Consider the following 12075-nt stretch of genomic DNA (forward strand, 5'->3'; position numbering starts at 1 on the left):
TCACAAGCGGCGGGGGCCGGTGTCGGGGCGGGGTACGGCGGAGCCGACCCGGACGGCGGCGTGCAGCACGGAGAGACCGTCCGGCCGGGCGAGCACCGGGTTCAGCGTCAGCGACCGCACCCGGGGCTGCTCGTCGGCGAGCCGACCTACCCGCAGCAGCAGGTCGGCCAGCGCGGCCCGGTCCACCGGAACGGCCCCCCGGTGCCCGCGCAGCAGCGGCGCCGCCCGCGGCTCGTCGACCAACTCCAGGGCGTCAATGTCGGTCAGCGGCACCGCCCGCCAGGCCCGGTCGCCGAGCAGTTCGGTGGCGACGCCACCCAGCCCGAAGCCGACCACCGGCCCGAACGCCGGATCCTCGACCAGCTCCACCACACAGGCCACCCCCGGCGGCACCATCGGCTGGACCAGGACATCGGCGCCGAAGCTCGCCGCCAGCTCCGAACAGGCCCGGCGTACGGCAGCGGCGTCCGACAGGTCCAGGCGGACCGCGCCGAGGTCGAGGCGGTGCCGCAACCCGGCGGCAGCCACCTTGAGCGCGACCGGGAAACCGAGTCGCGTCGCCGCGTCGACGGCTTCCTCGACCGAGGAGGCCGAAACCGAATCGACCACGTCTATGCCGTACGCGGCGAGCAGCGACCCCGGATCTGCCCCCTCGGCCCGCAACGCCGTCGACGCCGCCGACCGGTCGATGTCAGGCAGCTCGGGCAGGGTGCCGGGGAGCCGACGCAGCCAGTCGGCGTACCCGGTGACCCGGGCCAACGCCCGGACGGCCTCCTCCACGCTCGGATACGACGGCATCCCGACCGGGGCCCGACCAACCAGGAAGGTCACCACCGTCGGCTTGCCGGCCGAGAGCGCGGCGGGCATCGCGGCGTTGACATCGGCCTCGCTGCCGGTGAACTGACCGGGCAGCGGCGGTGCGAAGAGCGCGACCAGGGCGTCGACGGACTCGTCGGCAGCAGCCGCGGCGAGAGCCTGGGCGAACTCGACCGCGCTGGCCCTCGGCCCGACGTCGCGCGGATAGCCGGCCGCAACGGTGAGTCCCTGGGTGGTGCAGGCGGTGGCGGCCAGCCCGGTCAACGCCGACGAGTTGCCGACGACACCGACCCGGTCACCGGCGGGCAGTGGCTGGTTGGCCAGCAGCGCCCCGACATCGAGCAGCTCACCGACCGTGTCCACCCGGATCACCCCGGACTGCGCGAACAGCGCGCCGACCGCCGTGGAGTCCGGGCCGGGCGAATCGTCGAGCCCGGCAGGGCGGGCCGGTGACGCCAGCGCCACCACCGGCTTGTCCCGGCCGATACGCCGAACCAGCCGGGCGAACTTGCGCGGGTTGCCGAAGGTCTCCAGATACAACATGATCACTCCGGTCGACGGGTCGTCCTGCCAGTACTGCAGCAGGTCGTTGCCGGAGACGTCGGCCCGGTTACCGGCGGAGACGAAGCTGGACAATCCCAGCCCCCGCCGGTCGGCCTCGGCCAGCAACGCCACCCCGAACGCGCCTGACTGGCTGAAGATCCCGACCCGGCCCGCCACCGGCAGGCGAGAGGCGAGGGTGGCGTTGAGGCGTACCGTCGGGTCGGTGTTCGCCACCCCCAGGCAGTTGGGGCCGATCACCCGCATGCCCGCGGCGTGGGCGGCGCGCACCAGGGTGCGCTGCGCGGCGGCCCCCTCGACGCCGGCCTCGGCAAAGCCCGCGGAGATGACGACCAGTCCGTGTGCCCCGGCCGCTGCGGCGTCGGCGACCACGGATTCCGCGGCGTCCGGCGGCACCGCCACCACGGCCAGGTCGACGGGCGGACCGGCGTCGGCCGCCGACCGGTACGCGGGCAGACCGGCAACCCGGGCGGCGCTCGGGTGCACCGGCACCACCGACCCGGTGAACCCGCCGTCACGCAGATGCCCGAGCACCGCCGCACCGACGCCCTGCCCGGTCGCGCTGGCACCGTAGACGGCGACGCCACGTGGAGCGAGTAACCGGGCGATGGAACGCGCCTCGGTGCGGTGCTCCCGGCCGCGCTGCACCTCCAGGGTCGCCTCGGTGGGTGCGATGGGAAAACTGAGGTGCACCACACCGTCAACGAACTGCCGCTGGATCTGGTACCCGAAGTCGGCGAAGACCCGCAGCATCTGCCCGTTGGCCGGGAGCACCTCGGCCACGAAGTTGACGATGCCGGCCCGCCGGGCGGCGTCGGCGAGATGCTCCATCAACACCGAGCCGATGCCCCGTCCCTGGTGGGCGTCCTCGACCACGAAGGCGACCTCGGCGTCGGGAGACTCCGGGCCCAGCCGTTCGTAACGGCCGACGGCGACGACCCGATCGCCCGACAACACCACGAACGCCTCCCGGTCACGGTGGTCGACGTTGACGAAGCGTCGCAGGTCACGCTCGGGAATCCGCGGGTACGGCGAGAAGTAGCGCAGGTAACGGGTCCGCTCGGAGAAGCGGGAGTGCATCGCCACGATCTCCGGAGCGTCCGACGGACTGATCGGTCGCAGCTGGACGGTGCTGCCGTCACTGAGAAGCACGTCCACGGCTTGTTCGGCTGTGGTCACCTCGGGTGGCCCTCCCCCGGCTGATTCAATCAGTCACGCGGATCGTGCGGGTCGAGCCCGAGCAGCGGGAAGACCGCCTTGCGGGTCGCCGCGATCGCCCGGTCCACCTGGTTCGGCTCGCCGGTGGGCTGCCACGGCTCGTGTCCCGGATCGACGTCGTCGGTCATCTGCAGCGGCACGTCGAAGCCGGGACGGCGGGCCGCGGCCAGGTCCCGCCAGGCCGGCGGAGTCAGCGTTGCCGGGTCCAGCGGCGCCCCGGTGGCCACCGCCAGCAGGTGCGTCCAGGCCCGGGGTACCACCTCGACCAGGGCATATCCGCCGCCGCCGGTGGCCACCCAGCGGCCGTCGCACAACTCGTCGGCGAGCGCCCGCAACGCCAGGTAGGTGGCGCGCTGGCCGTCGACGGAGAGATGCAGGTCGGCGAGCGGGTCGACGCGGTGGGCGTCGGCTCCACACTGGGTGAACAGCAACTGCGGACGGAAGGCGCGCAGCACCGACGGCACGATCGCGTGGAAGGCACGCTGCCAACCAGCGTCCTCGACGCCCGGCGGCAACGCGATGTTCACCGCGGTGCCGGCGGCGTTCGGACCGCCGGTCTCGTCGGGGAAACCGGTGCCGGGGAAGAGCGCCAGCGGAGTCTCGTGCAGGCTGACGGTCAGCACCCGGGGGTCGTCCCAGAAGATCTGCTGCACCCCGTCACCGTGGTGCACGTCGACGTCGACGTACGCGATGCGCTCGGCACCCAGGTCGAGCAGCCGGGCGATGGCCACCGCCGGGTCGTTGTAGACGCAGAACCCGGCGGCGCGGGCGGGCATCGCGTGGTGCAGGCCGCCCGCCACATTGACCGCGCGACGGGCCTCCCCGCGCCACACCGCCTCGGCCGCGGCCACACTCGCCCCGGCGACCAACGCGCTGGACTCGTGCATCCCGTCGAAGACGGGGTTGTCGGAGGTGCCCAGGCCGAAGCCGGCGAAGAGCGGGTCGCGCGGCGCGATCCGGACCGCGTCCAGATAGCGCGGGGCGTGCACCCGGGTGAGCGACGCGTCGCCGGCGGGCGTCGGCGACACCAGCCGCACCCCGGGACGTTGCAGGATGCCGAGCTCACGGGCTAGCGCGATGGTCAGTTCCACGCGCACCGGGTCGAGCGGATGGTCACCGAGATCGTAGGCGAGCAACGACTCGTCCCACACCACCACCGTGTCGTCGGACATCTACCCATGGTCGCACGGGTCCGGCGGGGCTGCTGCCGGTCAGGCGTCGGATGCCGGGCCGGTGGCCACCGGCCGCTCCGGGTCGGCCACCCAGTTGCTCCACGATCCGACGTAGAGCGCGGCGTCGCTCCGACCCGCCAGGTGCAGGGCGAGCACAGCCTGCGCGGCGGTCACCCCCGAACCGCAGTAGGCCGCCACCGGCACGGCGTCGGTGACCCCGGCTGCGGCGAAGCGGTCGCGCAGCACCTCGCCGGCCGGGAAGCGACCCTGCGCGACGTACTCGTCAGCGGGCAGGTTCACCGCACCGGGAACGTGACCGGCCACCGGGTCCACCGGTTCGTGCTCACCCCGGTAGCGGGGTGCGGCCCGCACGTCGAGCAGGACGCCGTCGACGGCGGCCAGCCGGGCAGCGGTCGCAGCGTCCAGCACCGGCAACCCACCCGGCTCGACGACCACGTCGCCCGGCCGAGGGGACTCCTCGCCGGTGCTGGTGGGCAGGCCCGCGGCGATCCAGGCCGGGAAGCCGCCTGACAGCAGCCGCACCGCCCGGTGACCCGCCCAACGCAGCGTCCACCAGGCGCGGGCCGCCGACATGCCGTCGCCGCCGTCGTACACCACCACGGGGTGACCGGCCCGCACGCCGGCGGCCCGCAACGCCGCCTGCAGCGCGGCCGGGTCGGGCAGAGGATGCCGTCCGGCCGGCCCGGGCGGGCCGCAGAGCGCGCCGTCCAGGTCGACGAAGACCGCACCGGGCAGGTGCTCCGCCGCGTAGTCGTCGCGCCCCGGCGGGCCGGTCAGCCGCCAGCGGACATCGAGCAGGGCCGGCGGGTCGGCCGCGCCGATCTCGGCGGCGAGCGGCTCGGCCTCGACCAGAAGATCCTCGGTACCGGACATGGCGACCAGTCAACACCATCAGTAGCCGCGGCGGCGGCTCGGCGGCGGGAGATCGAGGTTCGGCAGGGTACCATCGAGCCCTGGAGGCCGCTGACATCATGAAGTCCCACGATCTGGTCGACACGACCGAGATGTACCTGCGAACGATCCTCGAACTCGAAGAGGAGGGCGTACCGCCGCTACGCGCCCGGATCGCCGAACGACTGCGCCAGAGCGGCCCCACCGTCAGCCAGACCGTGGCGCGGATGGAACGCGACGGCCTGCTCACCGTCGAGGGCGACCGGCACCTGAGCCTCACCGGGCAGGGACGCAGCAGCGCCGTCTCGGTGATGCGCAAGCACCGGCTCGCCGAGCTGCTGCTGGTCAACGTGATCGGGATGCCCTACGAGGATGCCCACGAAGAGGCATGCCGCTGGGAGCACGTGATGAGCGACGCGGTCGAGAAGCGGGTCTACGAACTGCTCAACCGGCCGACCCGATCGCCGTACGGCAACCCGATCCCCGGGCTGGATGAACTGGGCTCGCCCAGTCTGGCCAAGCCGGAGTCGATCGACGGCGAGCGCAACCTGGCCTTCCCCGGCCTCACCGGCAAGGTGATCGTGCGACGAATCTGCGAGAGCGTGCAGACCAACGCGGAGGTGCTCCGGCAGCTGCACGCCGCCGGCGTCGACCCGGGGGCCACGGTGACGGTGGCTCAGGAACGCGACGGCGTCGCGGTCGACCGCTCCGGCGAAAGCGTACGGCTGCCCCGTGAGGTCGCCTCCCGGGTCTTCGTCGCCGCCGCCTGAGGCAGAGTCAGTCCACGTACGGGCAGTGCCGGCAGCCCCGGCCGCAGCAGGTGCCACGGCGGGCCAGAAAACCTGCCGTGAGTACGAACAGCCCGCTGTCCGGGTCGAGGTATCCGGCATCGTCGGCGGCCAGCGCGGCGGCGTGCGCGGCGAGGATCCGCTCCCGCCGGGGGTGCTCGGCCGACAGCCGGGACGGGTGCGGCTCGGTCAGGGCCCGCGCCGCCAAGCGCCGTCGCTCTCCACTCATCCCCGGCAGTCTAGGCCCCACCCCACCCCGCCGATCCTGCACTTCCGGTCGCCGAGCTGGCTGGCGGATCCACCCCAGGGAGCGCGGTGCAGCAGATCGACCGGCACCCCGGTCAGATCCTCGGCGGCTCAGACCAGGTAGGACCCCAGGTCGACGGCCAGCGACACGGGCGGGCCTTCGAACTCGACCCGCAGCTCGAAGCGCCGGGTGCGGCACGGCCACGGCCCGCCACAGCCGCCACAGGAGCGAGCCCTGGGCGGATGACCGCCCAGGGCTCGCCGCGCATCTCGTAAGTCAGCTACAGCCGCTGGTGGAGCCGCAGCCCTCGCAGACGTAGCAGCTGCCGGCCGGGCGCATCTTCGTACCGCAGGTGAAGCAGAGCGGTGCGTCGGCGGCCTTGCCGATAACGGCCTCCAGCAGCTCGGTGCTGGAACCCACCGACGGTGCCGGCTTGGCTGCGGCGACGTCGGCGAGCTCCTGGACCGGCTGCGCCACCGGTCCGGTCTTCGGTTCCTCCGGCCTCACCGCCATGGGAGCGGAGGAGGCCATGGCGGTGAGGTCCGTGCCGTTCGCCTCCGCCTCGGCCTCGGCCCGCAGCTGGGCGGCCCGTTCCTGGGCGGTGAAGATGCCCAGCTCGGCACGGCGCTCGTAGGGCAGGAAGTCCAGTGCCAGGCGACGGAAGATGTAGTCCATCACCGAGGCGGCCATCCGCACGTCCGGGTCGTCGGTCATGCCGGCCGGCTCGAAGCGCATGTTGGTGAACTTGCTGACGTACGTTTCCAACGGGACTCCGTACTGCAGTCCGATGGAGATGGCCACCGAGAAGGCGTCCATCACACCGGCCAGGGTCGAGCCCTGCTTCGACATCTTGAGGAAGACTTCGCCGAGACCGTCGTCGGGGTACGACGAGGCGGTGAGGTAGCCCTCGGCACCACCGACGGAGAAGCTGACCGTCTGCGACGGGCGCTTCTTCGGCAGCCGCTTGCGCACCGGGCGGTACTCGACGACCTTCTCCACCACCGGCTCCACGGCCGTGGTCGCCTCCGGCTCGGCGGCCTTCTTCTTCGCCGCCGACAGCGGCTGGCCGACCTTGCAGTTGTCCCGATAGATCGCGAGCGCCTTCAGACCGAGCTTCCAGCCCTCGAAGTAGATCTTCTCGACGTCGGAGACGGTCGCCTGCTCCGGCATGTTGACCGTCTTGGAGATGGCGCCGGAGATGAACGGCTGGACCGCCGCCATCATCCGCACGTGGCCCATCGGCGCGATGGACCGCTCGCCCATGGCGCAGTCGAAGACCGGGTAGTGCTCGGGCTTGAGGCCGGGAGCGTCGACCACGTGGCCGTTGTCGGCGATGTGCTCGACGATCGCCTCGACCTGCTCCTCCGGGTAGCCGAGGGAGCGCAGGGCGCGCGGCACCGTCTGGTTGACGATCTGCATCGAGCCGCCGCCGACCAGTTTCTTGAACTTGACCAGCGCCAGGTCCGGCTCCACGCCGGTGGTGTCGCATTCCATCATCAGGCCGATGGTGTTGTGGCTCACGAAACCGCCTGCGACGTAGGTGACGTTCGCCGGCACCGACAGGTCGTAGGTCGGCTGGATGCCGCCGTCCTCATTCGCCGCGACCGGCTCGAACAGGTAGCCGAGCACGTGCCCGAGCCGGTCGTCGCCGGTGCCCGCGAAGAGCCGCATCGCCACCGTCCGGGGGACCCCTCCGGTCCTGCGCAGCGACTGCAGGACGACGTCCCGCAGTTCGTGCCCGGCCGGTACCAGCGGCTCCCACACCGCCTCGGGCAGGTGGATCCGGTCCCGGTCGCCGGCCTGCGCCGGCTCGACAACCAGCAGCTGGGCCTTGCGCTCGCCGATGAAACCGACGATCTCCTCGAACGCCAGAGCGTGCTCCGTGTTGCGCAGCCGGACCTGCCACACGTCCGAACCCAGACCGCTGGTCGGGCGGCGGGTGGTGGTGGCCATGCCGAGCGCGAGCAGCAGCGTACGCAGCTCGGCGGCGAACGATTCGGTCGACGTCGAGACCGACGGCACTCCGGCGAAAACCGTACCGTCCGCCTCGAAGAGTCCGCGTAGGAACGCCGCGTACACGGTGGCGTCGTTGGTTTCCAGGATCGCCGACGGCACCCGGGGCGACCAGCCCTTGCCGGTGTGATCGACGGGCGGCACGTTCTTGGCGAACCCGGCCGCCTGCCACCACCGGGCCAGGCGCACGGATTGCAGGGTCACCTCCTGGTAGCCGGTCTGGACGGTGACCACCGGCTCCAGGCCGAAGAGTCCCTTGCTGAGCACCCGGAGCCGCTCGACGACGTCCAGGTCTGCGTCGGCGACGCAGAACCGGATGCCGTTGGCGTGCAGACTGCCGTCGCCCGTGAAGTAGCCGACCAGCTCGGCCAGGTCTGCGTCGACCGCGTCCGGCACATGCAGCCGCCGGTCACCGGCGTAGTGGGCCTGATCGAGCACCGGTAGCGGTACCCGCCGCGGCTCGCCGACCAGCGTGCCGAGTTGCATCGGGACCAGATCGCCCGGGGCGACATCCGCCATCCGCTTCCAGACCCACTCACCGGTCTGCGGGTCGACGACCTTGATCCGGTGGGCGAGGGTGCCCTGGATCGCGTAACCGCCGTCGGTGACCACGCGCCGGGTCGGTTCCTCGCCGTTGACGAAGAACTTCGTGGCTCGGCGGGCGCCGTCGTCGGTCGAGACCTGCATGTCGAGGTCCTGCCAGCGGTCGCCGTACACGTCGCCGATCTCACCGAGTCGCGCCAGGCCCCGGTCGGTGGTCACCAGCGTGTCCGGAGTCAGGCAGCCGGTCGGCGCGAGTACGGCGGCCTGGGAATTGCGCCAGCCGTTCTTGTCACCGATTTTGTTTCCCTGGGTCCACTGCCTGGTGGCCTCGCGGGCCACGGCGGTGGCCACCGTGCCGGACGGCTTGATCTCGTCGTTGGCGGCGGCGTGCTTGCGCATGACCCGCTTGTGCGGCTCGGCGTTGCGGGCATACCCGTCGTACGCGCCGACGATGCCGGCCAGCTCGGCCGAGCGGCGGTACGCCGTCCCGGTCATCAACGAGGTGATCGCGGCGGACAGCGAGCGCCCCTGATCCGAGTCGTACGGCAGGCCGGAGGCCATCAGCAGGGCGCCCAGGTTGGCGTACCCGATGCCGAGCTGCCGGTACGCCCGGGTCGTTTCACCAATCTTGGGCGTCGGGAAGTCCGCGAAGCAGATCGAGATGTCCATCGCGGTGATGACCAGCTCGACCGACCTGACGAACTTCTCCACCTCGAAGCCACCGTCGGCGCGGAGGAACTTCATCAGGTTCAGCGAAGCAAGGTTGCAGGACGAATTGTCCAGATGAAGGTACTCGGAGCAGGGATTACTCGCGGTGATCCGACCGGTCTCCGGGCAGGTGTGCCAGTCGTTGATCGTGTCGTCGTACTGCAGGCCGGGGTCGGCGCAGTCCCAGGCGGCCTGGGCGATGGTGCGGAAGAGATTCTTGGCGTCGATGGTCTCGATGACCGAGCCGTCGAGGCGACCGCGCAGGTCGAAGCCGCCACCGTTCTGCACCGCCGCCATGAACTCGTCGGAGACCCGGACCGAGTTGTTGGCGTTCTGGTACTGCACGCTGACGATGTCGGCGCCGCCGAGGTCCATGTCGAACCCGGCGTCGCGCAGCGCGCGGATCTTGTCCTCCTCGCGCGCCTTGGTGGTCACGAAATCCTCGATGTCGGGGTGGTCGACGTCGAGGATGACCATCTTGGCCGCGCGCCGGGTGGCGCCGCCGGACTTGATGGTGCCGGCGCTCGCGTCCGCGCCCCGCATGAAGCTGACCGGACCGGAGGCGGTGCCACCGGAGGAGAGCAGCTCCCGGGAGGACCGGATGCGGGACAGGTTGACCCCGGAGCCCGAGCCGCCCTTGAAGATCAGCCCTTCCTCTTTGTACCAATCCAGGATGGAATCCATCGAATCATCTACGGATAGGATGAAACACGCTGACACCTGCTGCGGTGACGGGGTACCGACGTTGAACCAGACCGGCGAGTTGAAGCTGAACACCTGGTGCAGCAGCATCCAGGTCAGCTCGTGCGCGAAGACCTCCGCGTCGGCCGGGGAGGCGAAGTATCCGTACTCCTCACCGGCGGTTCGGTAGGTGCTGACCACCCGGTCTATCAACTGCCGCAGCGACCACTCGCGCTCCGGGGTGCCCACCGCGCCCCGGAAGTACTTGGTGGTCACGATGTTGGCCGCGTTGACGCTCCAGCTCTGCGGGTACTCCACCCCGCGCTGCTCGAAGTTGATCGAGCCGTCCCGCCAGTTCGTCATCACGATGTCGCGGCGCTCCCAGGCGACCTCGTCGTACGGGTGCACCCCGTCGGTGGTCCAGACCCGCTCGACCTTCAGCCCCGTGGCCGCCTTGCTTCGTGCCCTGCTCGCTGTCACGCCATCCCCCGGCATCTCATCCGCCCCCTCGTCCGCGCGGCCCCGCGCGATCCGACTGTCACCACTGGTCAAGAAAGTTCACTGCGCGGGACCGGCGACACCGGCCGCCTCTGTCCCGGCGCCCTCCCGGGCGCGCGCGGCGGCCCGCAGCGTGTCGATCTCCCGCTCGAAGTCCGCGAGCGAGTCGAACGACCGGTAGACGCTGGCGAACCGCAGGTAGGCGACCTCGTCCAGGTCCCGCAGCGGACCCAGGATGACCAGCCCCACCTCGTTGCTGGGGATCTCGGCGGCCCCCTTGGCCCGGATGGTCTCCTCGACCCGTTGCGCCAGCAGCGCGATCGAGTCCTCGTCGACCGGCCGGCCCTGGCACGCCTTGCGCACCCCGCCGATGATCTTCGTACGGCTGAACGGTTCGGTCACTCCGCTGCGCTTGACCACGGCGAGCACCGCCTCCTCGACGGTGGTGAACCGTTTGCCACACTCCGGGCAGGCCCGCCGGCGACGGATCAGCTGGCCGTCGTCGGCCTCCCGCGAGTCGACCACCCGGGAGTCGGCGTGCCGGCAGTACGGACACCGCATCGCCCGACCTCCTGATCGACAAAAGCCCGCCAACGCCCGCCTCCGGGCACGCCACAGGACGCCGGAACCACCCACAGGGGCGGCCCGCCGACTTGGCGGTGCGGGAGTGCGGTCGGTAGTCGAACCCAACCTGTGGGCTACTTGCACCCATGTGACTACTACATCTAGGGGTCGACGGTATGCCGCCGACGATCCGAGGTCAAGTTGGCCGGCGTGTCCGGCGCGTCACCCGACACACCCGCCCTCACTGAGTTCCCCAACCGGAGAGCCCAACGCGGACCGGTCACGCCGGTTACCGGCCGGCCGGCCGACAATCGGTGACGCTCCGGCCAGCGTCGTACAACCGTTCGACCAGACGTACCATTATCAGAACGGTTGTACGACTGTCGCGGACTTCCGTCGCGACATGCCGAGATAGGTCGTACAGATGTTTGAAAAAGACCGATCTCACCTATACGGTCATGAACAGCCGGAGGTGACCATGGTCGACCCACCGGCCGTCAGCTCACCGCATGCACCACGAGCCGCCGAGGCACCCAGCGCCGATCAGGGAGGACGGACGTGACCGAGGATCGGGCCAACCGGCCGCAGAGCACCGAGGCGGGCCCGCCGGCCGCTCGACGCCGCAGCGTCACCCGCACCCGGCCGGGACAGCCCGCCGTACGCCCGGTCGCCCCGGTGGTCAGCGCCTATCCCGACCCGACGACAGTCGACCTCACCGCCCGGCAGCGGCGCATCCTCGATTTCATCCGCACCTGGGTGGAGCGCCACGGCTACCCGCCGAGCGTTCGTGAGATCGGCGAGGCGGTCGGGCTGGTCTCACCGTCGAGCGTCGCCTACCAGCTCAAGGAGCTGGAAAAGAAGGGCTACCTGCGACGTGATCCGAACCGGCCACGGGCGGTCGACGTGCGCACCCCCAGCGACGTCGACGACGAGCTGAGCCGCTCCCAACGCCCCACCCCGGCGTACGTGCCCATGCTCGGCCGGATCGCCGCCGGCGGGCCGATCCTCGCCGAGCAGTCGATCGAGGAGGTCTTCCCGCTGCCCCGCGAACTGGTCGGGGAGGGTGAGGTCTTCATGCTCCAGGTCAGGGGCGACTCGATGCTCGACGCGGCGATCTGCGACGGCGACTGGGTGGTGGTCCGGCAGCAGCCCACCGCCGACTCCGGCGAGATCGTCGCCGCGATGCTCGACAACGAGGCGACCGTGAAAACGTACCGCCGACGCGACGGCCACGTCTGGTTGATGCCGCAGAATCCGGCCTTCGACCCGATTCCGGGCGACGACGCCACCATCATGGGTCGAGTGGTCGCGGTACTCCGCCGTATCTGACCCGGAGTACCGATTGGTGCCGACC

7 protein-coding genes and 3 pseudogenes are annotated in these 12075 nt (G+C 71.1%); 2 read left to right on the plus strand and 8 right to left on the minus strand.

Annotated features, from left to right (window positions below; genetic code table 11):
• Genes ACFHWY_RS04145 through ACFHWY_RS04155 form a run of 3 tightly spaced genes read right to left on the minus strand, consistent with a single transcriptional unit; the run spans position 1 to position 4661 of the window.
• On the minus strand, positions 1-2556 hold the full coding sequence (locus ACFHWY_RS04145) for a GNAT family N-acetyltransferase (protein WP_416578742.1): 2556 nt from the start codon (positions 2554-2556) through the stop codon (positions 1-3).
• Between the two features lie 29 nt (positions 2557-2585).
• Positions 2586-3767: an acetoin utilization protein AcuC gene (locus ACFHWY_RS04150; protein WP_416578743.1), complete on the minus strand. Its 1182-nt coding sequence runs from the start codon at positions 3765-3767 to the stop codon at positions 2586-2588.
• Between the two features lie 39 nt (positions 3768-3806).
• A complete protein-coding gene (locus tag ACFHWY_RS04155) occupies positions 3807-4661 on the minus strand; it encodes a sulfurtransferase (protein WP_416578744.1) in 855 nt (284 codons plus the stop codon).
• 98 nt (positions 4662-4759) lie between these two features.
• Here ACFHWY_RS04155 and ACFHWY_RS04160 point away from each other — a divergent pair, with 98 nt between their 5' ends.
• Positions 4760-5449, plus strand: a complete 690-nt coding sequence (locus ACFHWY_RS04160; RefSeq protein WP_416578745.1) for a metal-dependent transcriptional regulator — start codon at positions 4760-4762, stop codon at positions 5447-5449.
• 7 nt (positions 5450-5456) lie between these two features.
• On the opposite strand, the gene ACFHWY_RS04165 is transcribed toward ACFHWY_RS04160, so the two are convergent.
• The 5 genes and pseudogenes from ACFHWY_RS04165 to nrdR form a co-directional block, all read right to left on the minus strand.
• Positions 5457-5696, minus strand: a complete 240-nt coding sequence (locus ACFHWY_RS04165) for a DUF5522 domain-containing protein (protein ID WP_416578746.1) — start codon at positions 5694-5696, stop codon at positions 5457-5459.
• Positions 5697-5990: 294 nt separating this feature from the next.
• Positions 5991-7223 (minus strand): annotated as a pseudogene (locus tag ACFHWY_RS04170) (vitamin B12-dependent ribonucleotide reductase); the annotation flags it as partial.
• A gap of 3 nt (positions 7224-7226) precedes the next feature.
• Positions 7227-8414 (minus strand): annotated as a pseudogene (locus ACFHWY_RS04175) (LAGLIDADG family homing endonuclease); the annotation flags it as partial.
• Between the two features lie 90 nt (positions 8415-8504).
• A pseudogene (locus tag ACFHWY_RS04180) lies at positions 8505-10154 on the minus strand (vitamin B12-dependent ribonucleotide reductase); the annotation flags it as partial.
• A gap of 63 nt (positions 10155-10217) precedes the next feature.
• The gene (nrdR, locus tag ACFHWY_RS04185) at positions 10218-10718 is read right to left on the minus strand and encodes a transcriptional regulator NrdR (RefSeq protein ID WP_416578747.1); all 501 of its coding nucleotides are present in this window, start codon (positions 10716-10718) and stop codon (positions 10218-10220) included.
• 561 nt (positions 10719-11279) lie between these two features.
• Here nrdR and lexA point away from each other — a divergent pair.
• On the plus strand, positions 11280-12050 hold the full coding sequence (gene lexA, locus ACFHWY_RS04190) for a transcriptional repressor LexA (protein ID WP_416578748.1): 771 nt from the start codon (positions 11280-11282) through the stop codon (positions 12048-12050).
• Positions 12051-12075: the final 25 nt, after the last annotated feature.

The sequence above is a fragment of the Micromonospora sp. LOL_024 genome, assembly GCF_048060415.1.
Classification (GTDB): domain Bacteria; phylum Actinomycetota; class Actinomycetes; order Mycobacteriales; family Micromonosporaceae; genus Micromonospora.